The organism is Streptomyces sp. NPDC101225, assembly GCF_044767585.1.
GTDB lineage: Bacteria > Actinomycetota > Actinomycetes > Streptomycetales > Streptomycetaceae > Streptomyces.
Genome location: NZ_JBIWOE010000002.1, coordinates 371,148 through 390,085, shown reverse-complemented (window position 1 = coordinate 390,085; position 18,938 = coordinate 371,148). Strand labels below are relative to the sequence as shown.

At 71.1% G+C, this 18,938-nt stretch carries 16 protein-coding genes; 14 read left to right on the top strand and 2 right to left on the bottom strand.

What is annotated here, in order from left to right; all coding sequences use genetic code 11:
* The first annotated feature begins 98 nt into the window (after nucleotides 1-98).
* From ACIRPX_RS04540 to ACIRPX_RS04515, 6 genes are all read left to right on the top strand, one after another.
* Entirely contained in the window at nucleotides 99-1,157 is a 1,059-nt protein-coding gene (locus ACIRPX_RS04540; protein WP_404188111.1) for a hypothetical protein, read from the top strand.
* Nucleotides 1,157-3,352, top strand: a complete 2,196-nt coding sequence (locus ACIRPX_RS04535) for a glycosyltransferase (protein WP_404188108.1) — start codon at nucleotides 1,157-1,159, stop codon at nucleotides 3,350-3,352. The genes ACIRPX_RS04540 and ACIRPX_RS04535 overlap by 1 nt, the downstream gene beginning before the upstream one ends.
* The gene (locus ACIRPX_RS04530) at nucleotides 3,349-4,614 is read left to right on the top strand and encodes an acyltransferase (RefSeq protein WP_404188105.1); all 1,266 of its coding nucleotides are present in this window, start codon (nucleotides 3,349-3,351) and stop codon (nucleotides 4,612-4,614) included. Before ACIRPX_RS04535 ends, ACIRPX_RS04530 begins: the two co-directional genes overlap by 4 nt.
* A 112-nt stretch (nucleotides 4,615-4,726) precedes the next feature.
* Nucleotides 4,727-5,551, top strand: a complete 825-nt coding sequence (locus ACIRPX_RS04525) for a hypothetical protein (RefSeq protein WP_404188102.1) — start codon at nucleotides 4,727-4,729, stop codon at nucleotides 5,549-5,551.
* Nucleotides 5,552-5,699: 148 nt separating this feature from the next.
* The gene (locus ACIRPX_RS04520; protein ID WP_404188099.1) at nucleotides 5,700-7,052 is read left to right on the top strand and encodes a nitrate/nitrite transporter; all 1,353 of its coding nucleotides are present in this window, start codon (nucleotides 5,700-5,702) and stop codon (nucleotides 7,050-7,052) included.
* Nucleotides 7,053-7,168: 116 nt separating this feature from the next.
* Nucleotides 7,169-8,329, top strand: coding sequence for a uroporphyrinogen-III synthase (locus ACIRPX_RS04515; RefSeq protein ID WP_404188096.1), 1,161 nt, complete (start codon nucleotides 7,169-7,171; stop codon nucleotides 8,327-8,329).
* Nucleotides 8,330-8,403: 74 nt separating this feature from the next.
* Here the strand turns inward: ACIRPX_RS04515 and ACIRPX_RS04510 are convergent, their stop codons facing one another.
* A complete protein-coding gene (locus ACIRPX_RS04510) occupies nucleotides 8,404-8,931 on the bottom strand; it encodes a DUF1772 domain-containing protein (protein WP_404188094.1) in 528 nt (175 codons plus the stop codon).
* A 175-nt stretch (nucleotides 8,932-9,106) separates the two neighbouring features.
* Here ACIRPX_RS04510 and ACIRPX_RS04505 point away from each other — a divergent pair, with 175 nt between their 5' ends.
* The 6 genes from ACIRPX_RS04505 (at nucleotide 9,107) to ACIRPX_RS04480 (ending at nucleotide 16,089) form a co-directional block, all read left to right on the top strand.
* Nucleotides 9,107-9,703: a CGNR zinc finger domain-containing protein gene (locus tag ACIRPX_RS04505; RefSeq protein WP_404188091.1), complete on the top strand. Its 597-nt coding sequence runs from the start codon at nucleotides 9,107-9,109 to the stop codon at nucleotides 9,701-9,703.
* A gap of 328 nt (nucleotides 9,704-10,031) precedes the next feature.
* A complete protein-coding gene (locus ACIRPX_RS04500; protein ID WP_010039908.1) occupies nucleotides 10,032-10,553 on the top strand; it encodes a sigma-70 family RNA polymerase sigma factor in 522 nt (173 codons plus the stop codon).
* Nucleotides 10,553-11,374, top strand: a complete 822-nt coding sequence (locus ACIRPX_RS04495; RefSeq protein ID WP_404188089.1) for an anti-sigma factor family protein — start codon at nucleotides 10,553-10,555, stop codon at nucleotides 11,372-11,374. The genes ACIRPX_RS04500 and ACIRPX_RS04495 overlap by 1 nt, the downstream gene beginning before the upstream one ends.
* Nucleotides 11,375-11,443: 69 nt before the next feature.
* Nucleotides 11,444-13,741, top strand: coding sequence for a HelD family protein (locus ACIRPX_RS04490; protein WP_404188086.1), 2,298 nt, complete (start codon nucleotides 11,444-11,446; stop codon nucleotides 13,739-13,741).
* Between the two features lie 308 nt (nucleotides 13,742-14,049).
* Nucleotides 14,050-15,462: an NAD-dependent malic enzyme gene (locus ACIRPX_RS04485; protein WP_404188083.1), complete on the top strand. Its 1,413-nt coding sequence runs from the start codon at nucleotides 14,050-14,052 to the stop codon at nucleotides 15,460-15,462.
* Nucleotides 15,463-15,807: 345 nt separating this feature from the next.
* Nucleotides 15,808-16,089 (top strand): HU family DNA-binding protein, encoded by a 282-nt coding sequence (locus tag ACIRPX_RS04480; RefSeq protein WP_007382399.1) that lies wholly within the window; start codon nucleotides 15,808-15,810, stop codon nucleotides 16,087-16,089.
* Nucleotides 16,090-16,207: 118 nt separating this feature from the next.
* Here the strand turns inward: ACIRPX_RS04480 and murA are convergent, their stop codons facing one another.
* On the bottom strand, nucleotides 16,208-17,554 hold the full coding sequence (gene murA, locus ACIRPX_RS04475) for a UDP-N-acetylglucosamine 1-carboxyvinyltransferase (RefSeq protein WP_404188080.1): 1,347 nt from the start codon (nucleotides 17,552-17,554) through the stop codon (nucleotides 16,208-16,210).
* A gap of 309 nt (nucleotides 17,555-17,863) precedes the next feature.
* Here murA and ACIRPX_RS04470 point away from each other — a divergent pair, with 309 nt between their 5' ends.
* Entirely contained in the window at nucleotides 17,864-18,436 is a 573-nt protein-coding gene (locus tag ACIRPX_RS04470) for a YqgE/AlgH family protein (protein ID WP_384250304.1), read from the top strand.
* 30 nt (nucleotides 18,437-18,466) lie between these two features.
* A complete protein-coding gene (locus tag ACIRPX_RS04465) occupies nucleotides 18,467-18,754 on the top strand; it encodes a DUF3039 domain-containing protein (protein WP_384250112.1) in 288 nt (95 codons plus the stop codon).
* The last annotated feature ends 184 nt before the right edge of the window (nucleotides 18,755-18,938 follow it).

Sequence of the window (18,938 nt, the reverse complement as noted above, 5' to 3'; positions counted from 1 at the left end):
AGAGGGGGCGCTCGAACTCAGTGGGGGCTGAGTTCGGTAGACATGTGCTCGGGTCGCATGCGCACCCGGAACTGTCCCGTGGGGGGATGTGCGTGCACGTGAAAAAGTGGCGGAAAGACGCCCAACTGGACTGGCCCGAGCCTGCATCAGGGGCCCAGGCCGTTCCGACCTCGGGGGAAGCCGACGGCAAGGCCGCCGCCCAGTCGTTTCCGGACAGCGGGACGAGCGGAGTCTCTCGTGGGGACTTCGCCGGCCCGGGCCCGAGGGACGGCGCCGATCCCGGCAGGACCCAGCGGCCGACCGACAGCACCGAGGTGCTGTCCGGCGGCTCCAGAGCCGTGGCCGGGTACGGCGCGGCCGAGCACGACCGGGCCGCCGGACTGCGTGATCCCTGGGAGCCGGTGGGCGAGAGTGCCCACGCGCACGATCCCCACGAGGTGACCGTCCAGCTCGACGCCGTGAGCCTGCAGGACTCGCGCCTGCGCACGGCCGCCGGTGAACCGGGCGGCGGTTCCGACAGCTCCGACGGGCCGGTCTTCGTCGACGAGTCGGGCCGCCGCAGCCGCCGCTTCCGGCGCCTGGGCATGGCCGTCGGCATCGCCTGCGCGGTCTACGCCGTGGTCATCGTCGCCACGCTGCTCTCCGGCAGCTCCGACGCGCCCTGGCTGCCGGTGCCCGGCCAGAAGGACGACAAGCCGGCCGGCCAGGTCCAGCCCACCTCGCTGCCCACGGAGTCGGCGGTGCCCTCCGGCACCGGCGGTCCGTCGGCCGGTTCGGCGCCGACCGCCGGCGCCGGTACGACGCCGACGCCGGGCGCGAGCGGTGTGGCTCCCGTGGCGTCCGCCGGCACCGCCAAGCCGGGCGCGTCCACCGCTCCCGACGCGAAGCCGAGCACTTCCACCACCAAGCCGACGTCCGGGCTGGCCGACCCGAAGCCGTCGACGTCGGCCGCCCCGACGAAGACGACCGCGCCGGCCCCGACCCCGACCGAGAGCACCGTCGCGCCCACCGAGACCCCGGTCGACGGTTCGGGCGGCAACGCCCCGGTCGCCAACGGCGCCGTCAGCCCCTCGCCGGTCGTCGAGGCCTCGGCCACGTCTCTCGCTTCGGCCACGCCTCTCGCCTCGTCCGCACCATCCCCGGAGACCACCCTCTGATGGCATCCCGCACCCGCCGTCACGGGCCCGTGACCAACGCCCGTGGCGGCTCTCCGCGTCGCCGCCTGCCCATGCGCCTGCTCCTCCCCATGCTGCTCCTCGTCGCCCTGGTGGCGATGCTGATGCTGCGCGGCTACGTGCACAGCGAGATCCTCGCCGACCACCGCATCCGGCCGGAGGCCGCCACCGGCAAGGTCCCGGAGAAGATCCTGGACGGCGGCCCGGTCATCGACACCCGCAGCGGCCGCACCACCAGCCTGAAGGTGCCGGCCCACCACATGGTGCTCACCTTCGACGACGGCCCCGACCCGACCTGGACCCCCAAGGTCCTGGACGTGCTGAAGAAGCACCACGCCCACGCGGTCTTCTTCGTCACCGGCACGATGACCTCGCAACACCCCGAGCTGGTCAAGCGCATGGTGGAGGAGGGCCACGAGGTCGGCCTGCACACCTTCGACCACCCCGACCTCTCCTACCAGTCCAAGAGCCGCATCGACTGGGAGCTCTCGCAGAACCAGCTCGCGCTCGCGGGCGCGGCCGGCATCCGCAGCTCGCTCTTCCGGCCGCCCTACTCGTCCTTCGCCGACGCCATGGACAACAAGTCCTGGCCGGTGACGCAGTACATCGGCAGCAAGGGCTACCTCACCGTCGTCAACAACACCGACAGTGAGGACTGGCAGAAGCCGGGCGTCGACCAGATCATCGAAAACGCCACCCCGCACGGCGGCAAGGGCGCCATCGTGCTGATGCACGACTCCGGCGGCGACCGCCACCAGACCGTCGAGGCCCTCGACAAGTTCCTGCCCGAGATGCAGGAGAAGGGCTACACGTTCGACAACCTCACCGAGGCGCTCGACGCCCCCAGCGCGCTGACCCCGGTCACCGGTCTCGACCTGTGGAAGGGCAAGGCGTGGATCTTCCTGGTCCGGGCCTCGGACGACATCACCGGCGTGATGGTCGTCGCCCTCGCGATCGTCGGCGCCACGGTCATCGGCCGCTTCGTGCTGATGCTCCTGCTGTCCGGGGCGCACGCCCGCCGGGTGCGCCGCAAGGGCTTCCGCTGGGGGCCGCCGGTCACCGAACCGGTGACGGTGCTGGTGCCGGCGTACAACGAGGCCAAGTGCATCGAGAACACGGTGCGTTCACTGATGGCGAGTGAGCACCCCATCGAGGTGATCGTCGTCGACGACGGCTCCGGCGACGGCACGGCGCGCATCGTGGAGGCGATGGGCCTGCCGAACGTGCGGGTCGTGCGCCAGCTCAACGCGGGCAAGCCGGCCGCCCTCAACCGCGGCCTGGCCAACGCCAGTCACGACATCATCGTGATGATGGACGGCGACACCGTCTTCGAACCGGCCACCGTACGGGAGCTGGTGCAGCCCTTCGGCGACCCGAAGGTCGGCGCGGTGGCCGGCAACGCCAAGGTCGGCAACCGCGACTCGATGATCGGCGCCTGGCAGCACATCGAGTACGTGATGGGCTTCAACCTCGACCGCCGGATGTACGACGTCCTGCGCTGCATGCCGACGATCCCCGGCGCGGTCGGCGCCTTCCGGCGCTCGGCGCTGGAGCGGGTCGGCGGCATGAGCGACGACACGCTCGCCGAGGACACCGACATCACCATGGCCATGCACCGCGACGGCTGGCGCGTCGTCTACGCCGAGAACGCGCGGGCCTGGACGGAGGCGCCGGAGACGGTCCAGCAGCTGTGGTCACAGCGCTACCGCTGGTCGTACGGCACCATGCAGGCGATCTGGAAGCACCGCCGCGCGATCGTGGAGAAGGGCCCCTCGGGCCGCTTCGGACGCGTCGGACTGCCCCTGGTCGCGATGTTCATGGTCGTGGCACCGCTGCTCGCGCCCCTCATCGACATCTTCCTGCTGTACGGCATCGTGTTCGGCCCCACGCAGAAGACGATCGTGGCGTGGCTCGGGGTGCTGGCCGTGCAGGCGGTCTGCGCGGCGTACGCCTTCCGCCTCGACCGCGAACGCATGACCCATCTCATCTCGCTGCCGTTGCAGCAGATCCTCTACCGCCAGCTCATGTACGTCGTGCTGCTCCAGTCCTGGATCACGGCGCTCACCGGAGGCCGTCTGCGCTGGCAGAAGCTGCGGCGCACGGGGGTCGTGGAGGCTCCCGGCGGCCCGGTGCCCTCCCAGCGGACGCGCAGCAGTGATCGGAGGCCCGTGGCATGACCCACGGATACACGACCGGGACCCCGGAGTCGACGCCGTCGTACGGTGTCCCGCAGCAGCGGCCGGTCCCGCGGCCCCAGGCGCCCGCGCCGCAGCCCGCGGCCGCGCCGGCGCCGAAGAAGGCGGGCCGCGACCGCTACCTCGACCTGCTGCGCTCGATCGCGCTGGTCCGCGTGGTCGTCTACCACCTGTTCGGCTGGGCCTGGCTGTCGGTGCTGTTCCCCTCCATGGGCGTGATGTTCGCCCTCGCGGGCTCGCTGATGGCGCGCTCGCTCAGCCGCCCGGCGATGAGCGTGATCCGGGGCAGGCTGCGCAGGCTGCTGCCGCCGCTGTGGGCGTTCAGCGCGGTGGTGCTGGCGATGATGTTCGCCGGCGGCTACAACCCGGTGAAGGACCCGGACACCGGCGGTACCTGGGGCATCGTCGACCTCTTCACCTACATCGTGCCGATCGGCGCCCCGCCCTACCCCGGCCACCTCGGGTCCGAGTCGGGTCTGCTGGAGAACACCTGGGCGGTGCAGGCGTGCGGCCCGCTGTGGTACCTGCGGGCGTACCTGTGGTTCGTGGTCGCCTCGCCCCTGCTGCTGTGGGCGTTCCGCCGGGTGCCCTGGGCGACGCTGCTGGCCCCGCTGGCCCTGACGGCGGTCGTCGGCACGGGCCTGGTGTCCATCCCGGGCGAGACCGGCAACGCGGTCACCGACTTCACCGTCTACGGCGGCTGCTGGGTGCTGGGCTTCGCCCACCACGAGGGCGTGCTCCAGCGCGTCCCGCGCTATGTGGCCGTCTCCTGCGCGTCGCTGGTGATGGCCTTCGGCCTGTGGTGGGCCTCGGGCCATCTGGGCCCCGACGGCTGGGACCTCAACGACATCCCGCTGGCCCAGGCGGCCTGGTCCTTCGGCTTCGTCGTGATCCTGCTCCAGTACTCGCCGTCCTGGCAGCAGCTCCCGGGCCGCCTCGCCAGGTGGGACAAGCTGGTGACCCTGGCCAACAACCGGGCCGTCACCATCTACCTCTGGCACAACCTGCTGATCATGGCCACCGTCCCGATCATCGACCGGGCCTACAGCCTCCCCTTCATGCAGGGCGAGCGGGCCTCCGCGACCCTCGACTCCACCTACACGCTCTGGATGTTCGTCCTCGTCTGGCCGCTCATCGGCCTGGCGATCGTCTCCTTCGGCTGGATCGAGGACCTCGCGGCGAAGCGGAGTCCCCGGCTGTGGCCGAACGGCGCGAAGCGGGGGGTGAGCCGGCACAAGGCCTGAGCGGTCACGGCCGGGTCGAGCGCACGGCCCCGCGCTGCCGCGCCCGCGCCACCCCGTGGGAGACTGCTCCGGTTGCTGAAGTGAACGGCGTGTCCACGGGGGAGCAGGAGCGATGAGCAAGCGCCAGGTCCAGAAGATGCTGCGGTTGATGGCGGGCGGCGAGCCCGTCGAACTCACCAGCCCGATGGCGTCCGTGAAGAAGCTGTCGCGGCTCGCCTTCGTCGCCCAGCAGTTCGGCTACGAGTACATGGACGCCCGGCACTCCGGCTCCCGCAACAACCAGCTGAGGATGCTGATCGTGCCCGACCCGAGCCCGCGGGCGCGGGCTCGGGCGGCGCAGAACTGGGCGCAGTATCCGAACGCCGGGGACGGGGTGTCCCTGCCGCCGCTCGTTCCCGACGCGCTCGAACTCCTCAAGGCCCGAATCCAGTTCGACCTCACCGGCAAGAGCGCCGAGAAGCGGATGGGGTACGGGGCGCTGGGCGTCACCGCCGCCTGCGCGATCGGCGCGGTGCGGGCGGGTGGCGAGGCCGTCGACCTGGTGGTGGCGGGCATCGTCTGGATCCTCCTCATGGGGGTCTTCGGCGTCGGCCTGCTCGTGACCCGCAAGCGCAACGCCACGTTCGCCCGCCGGCTCCAGGCCGCCGGCTTCGTGCCGGTCACGGACGAGACCGGCCGGCAGCGGTATCTGCCGCCGGGAACGCAGGCACCGGGCGGGCTGCCGGGGACGGCGCTGCCGGGCCAGGGCAACCCCTTCGCGTACGGGCCGTACGGCCCGCCGCCCCAGCAGCAGCCGTACGGACATCCCCAGCAGCCGGCCCCGCCCTACGGTCGGCCGCAGGCCGCCTACGGCCCGTACGCCCCGGCCCCCGGCCCGTACGCCCCGCAGCAGCCCCGTCCCCGGCAGAACCCCGACGGGTGCTCGCCCCCGCGCTGAGAGCTGTCCGTAACGTACGGGCGCGGTACCTCTCATCCCGCTTCCCCGCGGGGTGAGAGCAACGTTCCCTTCCGGTCACCCGGTGCCACAGCGCGGAAACTCTGTCTCCCTAACTTCGGGACATCACCCCGGAGCACGTGGAGGCGCCATGAAAGCCGCTGGCCGCTGGATTCAGCAGTGGGATCCCGAGGACGAGACCTTCTGGAAGGAGACCGGAGAGAAGATCGCGCGACGCAATCTCCTCTTCTCCGTTCTCTCCGAGCACATCGGATTCTCGATCTGGACCCTGTGGTCCGTGCTGGTGCTCTTCATGGGCCCGGAGTACGGGCTGACCCCGGCGGACAAGTTCCTGCTGACCTCCATGGTGGCCCTGGTCGGCTCCGTCGTGCGCGTTCCCTACACCTTCGCCGTCGCCGTCTTCGGCGGGCGGAACTGGACGGTCATCTCGGCCGGCCTGCTGCTCGTGCCGAGCGTGGCCGCGTTCGTCGTCATGGAACCGGGCACCTCCTTCGCCACCTTCCTGTGGATCGGCCTGCTGGCCGGCATCGGCGGCGGCAACTTCGCCTCCTCCATGACCAACATCAACGCCTTCTTCCCGCTGAAGAAGAAGGGCTGGGCCCTCGGGCTCAACGCCGGCGGCGGCAACGTGGGTGTGGCGACGATCCAGCTGGTGGCCCTCGCCGTGATCGGTGCGAGCGGCGGTCCGCGGGTGCTGCTCGGGATCTACATCCCGCTGATCGTCGTCGCCGCCGTGCTCGCCGCGCTCTTCATGGACAACATCGAGAACGTCAAGAACGACACCGGCGCCGCCAGGGACGCCGCGAAGGACGGCCACACCTGGATCATGTCCGTCCTCTACGTCGGGACGTTCGGCTCCTTCATCGGCTACAGCTTCGCCTTCGGGCAGGTGCTGACCAACCAGTTCGGCCGTACCCCGCTGCAGGCCACCTACCTCACGTTCATCGGCCCGCTGCTCGGCTCGCTGATCCGGCCCGTGGGCGGCTGGCTCGCCGACAAGTACGGCGGCGTGCGGATCACCCTCTACAACTACGTCGCCATGGGCGCCGCCACCGCCGTCCTGGTCGTCGCCAGCATGCAGAAGTCGCTGCCCCTGTTCGTGGGCGCCTTCGTGGTCCTGTTCTCGCTGACCGGCATCGGCAACGGCTCCACGTTCAAGATGATCCCCGGCATCTTCCAGAACAAGGCCCTCGCCAGGGGGCTGCGGGGCGAGGAAGCGGTCAAGTACGGCCGCCGGCTCTCCGGAGCCTCGATGGGGCTCATCGGCGCGGCCGGCGCGCTCGGCGGCGTCGGCATCAACCTGGCCTTCCGCCAGTCGTTCCTGTCCTACGGCTCCGGCACGGGCGCCTTCGTCGCCTTCCTCGCGTACTACGCCCTCTGCTTCGTGGTGACCTGGACCGTATACCTTCGAAGGACGGCCACGCAGAGCGCGGCCGCAGCCGCCGCAGAGGCGAAGCCGCAGCTCAGCTATGCCGAGGTGTGACGTAACACCGGTGACATCGAGCCGAACCGAGCCTGTCACGGACCGTTGACAGGCTCGATCGGCATGCAGGCAGTACCGCCGTACTGCAGGTACGACGACTCTTCGGGACGAGAGCCATGTACGAGGAACAGCAGCAACCCGACACCGGCCGGCACGGGCCGCTGTCCGGCTTCACGGTCGGTGTGACGGCCGCGCGCCGGGCCGACGAGCTGGGCGCGCTGCTGCAGCGACGGGGAGCCGCCGTCCTGCACGCGCCCGCCCTGCGCATCGTTCCGCTCGCCGACGACAGCGAACTGCTCGCGGCGACCAAGGACCTGCTCGACCAGGCACCGGACGTGGTCGTGGCCACCACCGCCATCGGTTTCCGGGGGTGGGTCGAGGCCGCCGAGGGCTGGGGGCTCGGCGAGGCGCTGCTCGCACGGCTGCGCGAGGTCGAGCTGCTCGCGCGCGGCCCCAAGGTCAAGGGCGCGATCCGGGCCGCCGGGCTGACGGAGGACTGGTCGCCGTCGAGCGAGTCCATGGCCGAGGTGCTGGACCGGCTGCTGGAGGAGGGCGTCGAGGGGCGCCGGGTCGCCGTGCAGCTGCACGGCGAGCCGCTGCCCGGGTTCGTGGAGTCGCTGCGGGCCGGGGGAGCGGAGGTCGTCGGCGTGCCGGTGTACCGGTGGATGCCGCCGGAGGACCTCGGGCCGGTGGACCGGCTGCTGGACGCCGCCGTCTCGCGCGGTCTGGACGCCCTGACCTTCACCAGCGCGCCCGCCGCCGTGTCCCTGCTGGACCGGGCCGGGCAGCGCGGGCTGACGGCCGAGCTGCTCGGTGCCCTCCACCACGACGTGCTGCCGGCCTGCGTGGGTCCGGTGACCGCGCTGCCGCTGCAGGCCCACGGCATCGACACGGTCCAGCCCGAGCGGTTCCGGCTCGGGCCCCTGGTGCAGCTGCTCTGCCAGGAGCTGCCGGGGCGGGCCCGCGCGCTGCCCGTCGCCGGGCACCGGATGGAGATCCGCGGCCACGCGGTCCTCGTCGACGGCGCGCTCAAGCCGGTGCCGCCGGCGGGGATGTCGCTGCTGCGGGCGCTGTCGCGGCGGCCGGGCTGGGTGGTGGCGCGGTCGGAACTGCTGCGGGCGCTTCCCGGTGCCGGGCGCGACGAGCACGCGGTGGAGACCGCGATGGCCCGGTTGCGGACGGCGCTCGGGGCTCCGAAGCTGATCCAGACGGTGGTGAAGCGGGGCTACCGGCTGGCGCTGGATCCGGCGGCCGACGCGAAGTACGCGGACGCCTGAGGAAGGCGCCCGGTGCCGGCGCCGCTCGGGCGCGTGGCCCCCGGACCCCCGCCGCGGCCTGAACGGACCCGTCCTCACATGCCGGAGACGCCGACCGTGTCCGGCCGGTGCCGCGCGGCCCCGCGCGTCACCCGGCCGTGGAGGAACAGCGCCCGCGCCAGGCACCCCAGCGCCGCCGTGGACAGCACCGCCCGCACCACGTTCCACGCCACCCACGGGTCCTCGAAGTGCGCACGGGCCGCGGCCGGGTCGGCCGTGCGGGCCAGGGCGTCGTTGAGGGGGATGCTGACGGCGAGGGTGGTCAGCAGGCCCAGGGCGCAGGCCGCGAGTCCCGCCCACACCCACCGGCGGTGGGGCAGGCCCCGCAGCTGCCAGGCCGACACCGCCGTCAGCAGCGGTGCGCCCAGGAAGCCGAGGAGGAAGACCGGGTTCTGGATCACGTCGTTGATGTCGCGCATCACCTCGACGTAGACCCGGTCGTCGCTGCGGGCCAGGGCCGGCATCACGCAGCACGCGAAGATGTAGTAGACCCCGGCGATCAGGCCCATGGCGACCGTGGCCGCCCCCAGTACGAGTCCCGTGCTCCTGCTGTGGGTTGTCATGGTCCCCAGTCAACGGACGGCGCCCGGCCCGGGACATCGCCGAGACGCGCACCCGCATAAGCGGCCGTCCACCGGCCGCCCGTACGAGGGGTTCCGGCCGCGCGAACGGGCATGCACTGTAGAGGGATCGGTTCTCCCCTCCTCTCGGGTCCCCTAGCCAGGCGGTGACAGGCACATGGCACTGGGTACGGCCACGGTCGCGTACGAGTTGCGGTTCGACGCCGGGCGGATCTGCCTGGACCTGCTCGCGACCACCCATCCCGAGGAACGGTTCGACTCCCTCGAGGTGCTGCGGGCCTGGATCACCGCGGCCGGCCTCGCCCCGCCCGGCACACCGCTGGTCCACGCGGACACGTCCTGGCTGGTGGGCTTCCGCGAACTGCGCGGACACGTGGGCGAGTTGATCCGCGCCCGGCTCGGGGCCGAACGCCGCCCCGCCTGCGACATCGCACTCGCCCGGGTCAACGAGGCCGCCCGGGTCGCCCCGCCCGCCCCGCGGGCCGTACGCGCCCAGGACGGCTCCCTCGTACGGGAGCTGGACGCGCCGCCCGAGTGCGCGCAGCTGCTCGGGGCGATCGCCCGGGACGTCGTGGAACTGCTCACCGACCCCGTCGCGCGGGCCGGTCTGCGGCAGTGCGAGGGCGACAACTGCCCGATCGTCTACGTGGATTCGTCCCGGGGACGCAGGAGGCGCTGGTGCTCCAGTGAGGTCTGCGGGAACCGCGAGAGAGTGGCCCGGCACCGCCGGAGGGCCGCTCTGGCGCGAGCGTGATGCCCTGTATGCCGCTTCTGTGGCATTTCTGTGTGACGCTGGTCGAAGTGATTTCGATTACACACCGTTTGCCTCAGGCGTGACATCGGCACCGGCCCGGATCTTGCCAGTGTGACGGAAATGTAAAGATCGCGCGGGGGGAATGTGGTCGCATGTCCCCCTCGTCACGTCACGCCGCAGAAAACTGTCACCCCACTTTGAACAGGCCGCGGTCCGCTTGCGTACGTGTGGGCGAGCGACCGGCTGGGGGAACCCCCGGACATCGGAGGTGGGCGTGCGCAAGGATTCCGTCGTGGCCAATGAACGTGGATCGAGGGCCCGACATCGCATGTCCCAGCCCTCGGAACCAGATGAGGAGCTGATGCGTGCCCTGTATCGAGAGCACGCCGGACCTCTCCTTGCGTACGTCCTCCGGCTCGTGGCCGGAGACCGGCAACGCGCCGAGGACGTGGTTCAGGAGACGCTAATCCGTGCCTGGAAGAACGCCGGTCAGCTCAATCGAGCGACCGGATCGGTACGCCCCTGGCTGGTGACGGTCGCGCGCCGCATCGTCATCGACGGCCACCGCAGCCGGCAGGCCCGGCCGCAGGAGGTCGATCCGTCGCCGCTGGAGGTCATCCCCGCGGAGGACGAGATCGACAAGGCGCTGTGGTTGATGACGCTGTCGGACGCGCTGGACGACCTGACCCCGGCCCACCGGGAGGTGCTCGTCGAGACGTATTTCAAGGGGCGTACCGTCAATGAGGCGGCTGAGACGCTGGGCATCCCCAGTGGCACGGTGCGGTCTCGGGTGTTCTACGCCCTGCGGTCGATGAAGCTGGCACTGGAGGAGCGGGGGGTGACGGCGTGATGAGTGTTTACGGGGGTAACCAGGGATTCGGCACAGGTGGTTCGGGTATGTCTGGCTCCATGATGGGATCTCCGGGCCCGAGCGAGCACGAAACGGTCGGCGCCTACGCTCTCGGCATCCTGGACGACGCCGAGGCCACGGCCTTCGAGGCACACCTCGCCACCTGCGAATGGTGCGCCCAGCAGCTCGACGAGCTGGCCGGGATGGAGCCCATGCTGGCCGCGCTCGCGGACCTGCCGGGTACCGGCTCGCCCGCGATCGGCGAGTCGCTCTCCGCGCGGCCCGGCCCACGGCTCGCGGAGAAGCTCGTCGACGAGGTATCCGAGCGCCGGGCGCGCAAGCGCCGCAAGAGCTTCTACCTCGTGGCGGCCGCGGCCGCGCTGATCATCGGCGGACCGCTGACGGTCATGGCGGCGAGCGGCGGCAACGACTCCGGCACCCAGGCCACCCCGCTGGCGGCAGGCGCCAAGGCGGCGTTCGGCACCATCTCCGACAAGGTGACGGCGACCGACACCTCCACCAAGGTCAAGGCGACCGTGGCGATGGAGAAGAAGGACTGGGGCACCTGGGGCGTCGTCGAGCTCAGCAACGTCAAGGGCCCGCTGAAGTGCTCGCTCATCGCCGTCGGCAAGAACGGCGAGCGCGAGACGATGTCCTCCTGGTCCGTCCCGAAGTGGGGCTACGGCATCCCGAACGCCAAGGCGCCCGAGGCCAAGCTGCCCCTCTACGCCCAGGGCGGCGCCGCCTTCCAGCCCAACGAGATCGACCACTTCGAGGTCATGACCTTCGACGGCAAGAAGCTCGTGCAGATCGACGCGTAGCCTACGTAGCTTTGCCGGGTCCCCTTCGCGTACGGTTGACGGCTGCCCAGCACGTCAGAAGGGGGCCCGGTGGCCGCTCAGGCTCAGCAGGAAACCGCGGTCGGCTCGGATCACGACTCTCGTCGCGACCGGGAGATCAGCGTCGAACAGGAGCACCTGGACCGGGTGTACCGACGCCTCGAGGAGAAGATCCACGAAGCCGAGTTCCTGATGAACGACGCGGCCCAGCGCGGCCAGGTCGGCACGCCCGGCGCCCTCGCCGAGCGGGACGCCCAGGTCTTCCGCGCCGGCGTCCACCTCAACCGGCTGAACAACGAGTTCGAGGACTTCCTCTTCGGCCGGATCGACCTGCTGCTCGGCAAGGACGGCAAGAAGGGGCCCGACGGCGCCTACACCGCGGTGGAACCCGCCGAGGGCGCCGTGCGCGAGGACGGCACGGCCGACATCGCCGAGACCCTGCACATCGGCCGGATCGGCGTCCTCGACTCCGAGTACGCGCCGCTCGTCATCGACTGGCGGGCGCCCGCGGCCGCCCCCTTCTACCGCTCCACCCCCGTCGACCCCGGCCGGGTCGTGCGCCGCCGTGTCATCCGCTCCAAGGGCCGCAGGGTCCTCGGCGTCGAGGACGACCTGATGCGCCCCGAGCTCAAGGCCTTCCTGGGCGGCGACGAGCTGGCCGTGATCGGCGACGGCGCCCTGATGGCCGCGCTCGGCCAGGCCCGCAGCCACACCATGCGGGACATCGTTGCCTCCATCCAGGCCGAGCAGGACCTGGTCATCCGCGCCCCCGCCGCCTCCGTCACCCATGTCGAGGGCGGCCCCGGCACCGGCAAGACGGCCGTCGCCCTGCACCGCGCCGCCTACCTGCTCTACCAGGACCGGCGCCGCTACGCGGGCGGCATCCTCATCGTCTCCCCGACCCCGCTGCTGGTCGCGTACACCGAGGGCGTCCTGCCCTCCCTCGGCGAGGAGGGCCAGGTCGCCATCCGCGCGATCGGCTCGCTCGTCGACGGCGCCGAGGCCACGCTCTACGACTCCCCCTCCACCGCCCGCGCCAAGGGCTCGTACCGCATGCTCAAGGTGCTGCGGAAGGCGGCGCGGGGAGCGCTGGAGGCCGACGGCGTGCCGCAGCGGCTGCGCGTGGTCGCCTTCGGGCGCCGCCTGGAGCTGGAGCCGGAGGCGCTGGAACGGGTCCGCCGCGCCGCCCTCGGCGGCACCGCGCCGGTGAACCTGCTGCGCCCGCGCGCCCGCAAGCTGCTGCTCGACGCCCTGTGGGAGCAGTCGGGGGCGGCCGCCCGGCACACCGACCCGGAACTCGCCGCCGAACTGCGCTCCTCCTTCGACGAGGACGTCTCCTCCGAGGACCCCTTCGTCGAGTTCCTGGACGCCTGGTGGCCCGAGCTGACCCCCGCGGCGGTGCTGCGGGCGATGGCCGACGAGCGGCGCCTGGGCCGCTGGGCCCGCCGGATCCTGAACCCCGGTGAGGTCCGCCGCGTCGCCCGCTCGCTCCGGCGCGAGGGCCACTCGGTGCACGACATCGCCCTGCTCGACGAGCTCCAGGCGATCCTCGGCGTCCCGGCCCGCCCGAGGCGCAGACGCGAGCTGGACCCGCTGGAGCAGCTCACCGGCCTGGAGGAACTGATGCCGGTCCGCGAGGAGTCGCAGCGCGAGCGGGCCGAGCGGCTGGCGCAGGAGCGCACCGAGTACGCGCACGTCATCGTCGACGAGGCCCAGGACCTCACGCCGATGCAGTGGCGCATGGTCGGCCGCCGCGGCCGGCACGCCACCTGGACGGTCGTCGGCGACCCGGCCCAGTCCTCCTGGTCCGACGTAGACGAGGCGGCCGAGGCCCGCGACGAGGCCCTCGGCACCCGCCCCCGCCGCCGCTTCCAGCTGACGGTGAACTACCGCAACCCGGCCGAGATCGCCGAGCTGGCCGCCAAGGTGCTGGCTCTCGCCATGCCGGGCGCCGAGTCCCCGGCGGCCGTGCGGTCCACGGGTGTCCGCCCCCGCTTCACGGTCGTGGAGACATCCCTCGCCCGGACCGTCCGCCAGGAGGCCGCCCGGCTCCTCGACCGCGTCGACGGCACCGTCGGCGTCGTGGTCGCCATGCAGCGCCGGGAGGAGGCCGCCCGCTGGCTCGCCGGGCTCGACGACCGGGTGGTGGCCCTCGGCAGCCTGGAGGCGAAGGGCCTGGAGTACGACGCGACGGTCGTCGTCTCCCCGGCGGAGATCGCGGACGAGTCCCCGGCCGGCCTGCGGGTGCTCTACGTCGCGCTCACCCGCGCGACCCAGCAGCTGACGGTGGTGTCGGGAGAACGGGACCAGCCGGACGCGGACGGCGTGCCCGACCTGCTGCGCGATTGATGAGAACCGGATGAACTCCCGGCACGGGAATGGCCCTACGGGATCTGTTTGTTAGCCTGGGTGTGGCACCGGCTCGATCCAAGCCCCCGGGCCCAACCTTCGTCGCTACGAGCGACCACTTGCCGCGAGGCGAGCATGGCGGGTCGGTGCCACTCGAACTGCGGGAGGCCCGCGTCACGACGTGACGCGGGCCTCTTCCCGTCGTGAACAAAACGTTCGCAATCCGGGGTGACTAACGCCTACTCGACAGTAGGTGCGACCATCGGACGGCATATCCAGCGTCACGGTAAAAGCAGAGGAAGTCGGCCATGGCAACGGCGCCCAGCGTCTCCTACTCGATCACGGTCCGGTTGGAGGTGCCCGCGAGCGGCACCGCGGTCTCCCAGATCACCACCGCCGTGGAGTCCCACGGAGGCTCGGTGACCGGCCTCGACGTGACCGCCTCCGGCCACGAGAAGCTCCGTATCGACGTCACGATCGCGGCCAGTTCCACGGCCCACGCCGAGGAGATCGTCCAGCAGCTGCGCGGCATCGAGGGCGTCACCCTCGGCAAGGTGTCGGACCGTACGTTCCTGATGCACCTCGGCGGCAAGATCGAGATGGCGTCGAAGCACCCCATCCGCAACCGTGACGACCTGTCCATGGTCTACACGCCCGGTGTGGCCCGCGTGTGCATGGCGATCGCGGAGAACCCCGAGGACGCCCGCCGTCTGACCATCAAGCGCAACTCCGTTGCGGTCGTGACGGACGGCTCGGCGGTGCTGGGCCTGGGCAACATCGGACCGAAGGCCGCGCTGCCGGTCATGGAGGGCAAGGCCGCCCTCTTCAAGCGGTTCGCCGGCATCGACGCCTGGCCCCTCTGCCTGGACACCCAGGACTCCGACGCGATCGTCGAGATCGTCAAGGCGATCGCCCCGGGCTTCGCCGGCATCAACCTGGAGGACATCTCCGCGCCGCGCTGCTTCGAGATCGAGGCGCGGCTGCGTGAGGCCCTGGACATCCCGGTCTTCCACGACGACCAGCACGGCACCGCCATCGTCGTCCTCGCCGCCCTGACGAACGCGCTGCGCGTCACGGACAAGGCGATCGAGAACATCCGGGTCGTCATGTCCGGTGCCGGCGCGGCCGGTACGGCCATCCTGAAGCTGCTGCTCGCCGCGGGCGTGAAGAACGCCGTCGTGGCCGACATCCACGGCGTCGTGCACGCCGGCCGGGAGGACCTGCGCGCCGCCCCGGCCGACTCGCCGCTGCGCTGGATCGCCGACAACACCAACCCCGAGGGCCTCAGCGGCACGCTGAAGGAAGCGGTGCGCGGCGCCGACGTGTTCATCGGCGTCTCGGCCCCGAACGTGCTGGACGGCGACGACGTGGCCGCCATGGCGGACGGCGCCGTCGTGTTCGCGCTCGCGAACCCCGACCCGGAGGTGGACCCGGCAATCGCCCGTCAGACGGCGGCGGTTGTGGCCACCGGCCGCTCCGACTTCCCCAACCAGATCAACAACGTGCTGGTCTTCCCGGGTGTCTTCCGCGGCCTGCTGGACGCGCAGTCCCGCACGGTCAACACCGACATGATGCTCGCGGCCGCAACCGCGCTCGCGGACGTGGTGACCGAGGACGAGCTGAACCCGAACTACATCATCCCGAGCGTCTTCAACGACAAGGTCGCGGGCGCGGTGGCCGGTGCGGTGCGGGACGCCGCGAAGGCCGCGACGGGGGTGTGACCGCGGCGGCGGCGCGGATGTGCGCGGGTTGTGAGTATCGCCACGGCAAGGCCTTGCACCGGCGCGTCGTGGAACCAGGGCCCGCCGATCGCCGTTTATCGTGTCGGCCAGGCTCAAGCCCTCTTTTCGTGTGACTCCCAAGGGTGTTCTCACGACTCCTGCGGGTGCCGGATTGGCTTTCGCGCCGCAGGTGGGGGCAGGATGCGTCTCTGGGCGCGAGGGTCTGACGTCGGACCCGGGTCCGGGGCGTCACCGAGGACCCTGGCAGCATCGGCTTCACCGTGCCCACTCGCGGCTCCGCCGCGTGGCACGCCTCAACGGCAAGAAGAACACGGGAGTAACAACATGAACCGCAGTGAGCTGGTGGCCGCGCTGGCCGACCGCGCCGAGGTGACCCGCAAGGACGCCGACGCCGTGCTGGCCGCGTTCGCCGAGACCGTCGGCGAGATCGTCGCCAAGGGCGACGAGAAGGTCACCATCCCTGGCTTCCTGACCTTCGAGCGCACCCACCGTGCCGCTCGCACCGCCCGCAACCCGCAGACCGGCGACCCGATCCAGATCCCGGCCGGCTACAGCGTGAAGGTCTCCGCGGGCAGCAAGCTCAAGGAAGCCGCGAAGGGCAAGTAGGCGCTCCGCCTCCGGCGCAGTTCCCCGCGCCCCCTTCGGGGCGGCGCAGCACATGCCGATGGGACGGCCACCCGGACTCCGGGGGGCCGTCCCATCGGCGTAGGCGGGAGCGTGTCGCTCAGCCGAGCGCCTTGCCCGGGAGTTCGACCTTCGCACCGAGCTCGACCAGCTTCTCCATGAAGTTCTCGTAGCCGCGGTTGATGAGCTCGATGCCGTGGACCCGGGAGGTGCCCTGGGCCGCGAGGGCGGCGATGAGGTACGAGAAGCCGCCGCGCAGGTCGGGGATGACCAGGTCGGCGCCCTGGAGCTTGGTGGGACCCGAGACGACGGCCGAGTGCAGGAAGTTGCGCTGGCCGAAGCGGCAGTCGGAGCCGCCCAGGCACTCCCGGTACAGCTGGATGTGCGCACCCATCTGGTTGAGCGCGGAGGTGAAGCCGAGACGGGACTCGTAGACCGTCTCGTGGATGATGGACAGGCCCGTCGCCTGCGTGAGGGCGACCACCAGCGGCTGCTGCCAGTCCGTCTGGAAGCCCGGGTGCACGTCCGTCTCCAGCGCGATGGACTTCAACTGGCCGCCGGGGTGCCAGAACCGGATGCCCTGGTCGTCGATCTCGAAGGCGCCACCCACCTTCCGGTAGGTGTTGAGGAACGTCATCATCGAGCGCTGCTGGGCCCCGCGGACGTAGATGTTGCCCTCGGTCGCGAGCGCGGCGGACGCCCACGAGGCGGCCTCCAGGCGGTCGGAGAGGGCACGGTGGGTGTAACCGCCCAGTTTGTCCACGCCGGTGACCCGGATCGTGCGGTCGGTGTCCATCGCGATGATGGCGCCCATCTTCTGCAGGACGCAGATCAGGTCCTCGATCTCCGGCTCCACGGCCGCGTTCGAGAGCTCCGTGACACCTTCGGCCAGCACCGCGGTGAGCAGCACCTGCTCGGTCGCGCCGACGGACGGGTACGGCAGCCGGATCTTCGTGCCGCGCAGCCGCTGCGGCGCCTCCAGGTACTGGCCGTCCGCCCGCTTCTCGATCCGCGCGCCGAACTGCCGCAGCACGTCGAAGTGGAAGTCGATGGGCCGGCCGCCGATGTCGCAGCCGCCGAGGCCCGGGATGAACGCGTGCCCGAGGCGGTGCAGCAGCGGTCCGCAGAAGAGGATCGGGATGCGGCTCGAGCCCGCGTGGGCATCGATGTCAGCCACATTGGCGCTCTCGACGTGCGTCGGGTCCATCACCAGCTCGCCCGGCTCCTCACCCGGACGGACCGTCACACCGTGCAGCTGCAGGAGTCCGCGTACGACACGAACGTCTCGGATGTCCGGAACGTTGCGCAGCCGACTCGGTTCACTGCCCAGCAGGGCGGCGACCATGGCCTTCGGTACGAGGTTCTTCGCACCGCGGACACGGATCTCGCCCTCCAGCGGGGTTCCGCCGTGGACAAGCAGTACATCGTCAGAGCCGTTGACGGTCATGTATCTCGCGTTCCGATGAGTGGGACAGGGCCGGAAGGGAAAGGGTAATCGCCGCCCACCCCCCTTCTGTAAGCCCAAGGCCCGCCCAGCTACGTCATAGCTTCGTCACAACACGAACCGCTCCTGGCCGGGCACATGGGGTCACCGAGCCCCATTGTGCGCCGGGCATGCCTCATTCCGCCCACCCGTCTCCCGCCACCCCCCTCGACCGTGGCCTTACCAGGCCGCTCCTCCCCTTCATGGCTGCCGTCACCCTTCTTACCCGCATTGCCTCCCCGAGCCCCGGCAAGATGCGGGATCATGTCTGCCATGACCGAGGTGTCCTCGCTCACAGGGCGGTTGCTCGTGGCAACGCCCGCCCTGGCGGACCCGAACTTCGACCGTGCGGTGGTGCTCCTTCTCGACCACGACGAGGAGGGCTCCCTCGGTGTCGTCCTCAACCGCCCGACCCCGGTGGACGTCGGGGACATTCTGGAGGGCTGGGCGGACCTCGCCGGTGAGCCGGGCGTCGTCTTCCAGGGCGGCCCGGTCTCCCTGGACTCGGCGCTGGGGGTGGCGGTCATCCCCGGCGGGGCGAGCGCGGACGGAGCGCCGCTGGGCTGGCGCAGGGTGCACGGCGCGATCGGACTGGTCGACCTGGAGGCACCGCCGGAACTGCTCGCCTCGGCCCTCGGCTCCCTGCGGATCTTCGCCGGATACGCGGGCTGGGGACCCGGCCAGCTGGAGGACGAGCTGGTCGAGGGGGCGTGGTACGTCGTCGAGTCGGAGCCCGGCGACGTCTCGTCCCCGTCGCCGGAAAGACTCTGGCGCGAGGTCCTGCGCCGTCAGCGCAACGAGCTCGCGATGGTGGCCACGTACCCGGACGACCCATCGCTCAACTGATCCGGGTGACCTTCAGTACCCTTGGCACTTATGAGCACTCTTGAGCCCGAGCGCGGGACTGGTACGGGGACCCTCGTTGAGCCGACGCCACAGGTGTCCCACGGCGACGGCGACCACGAGCGCTTCGCCCACTACGTCCAGAAGGACAAGATCATGGCGAGCGCCCTCGACGGGACCCCCGTCGTGGCGCTGTGCGGCAAGGTGTGGGTGCCCGGCCGTGATCCGAAGAAGTACCCCGTGTGCCCCATGTGCAAGGAGATCTACGAGTCCATGGGCGCCGGCGGTGGCGACGACAAGGGCAAGGGCGGCGACAAGTAGTCCTGCTCGCTCCCTCCTGAGAGCCGCGAGGCCCTCGGGCGCGTTGTGACGCGCTTCGGGGGCCTTTGTGCTGCCCGGCGTTGCAGAGGGTGCGTCGGCCGGTCACGAAGTGGTTGAGACCTCTTGTGGTCATGTTCATGTGATCCCTAGCCTCCGTTGTGTTGTGCAGAGCGAAACCGTCATT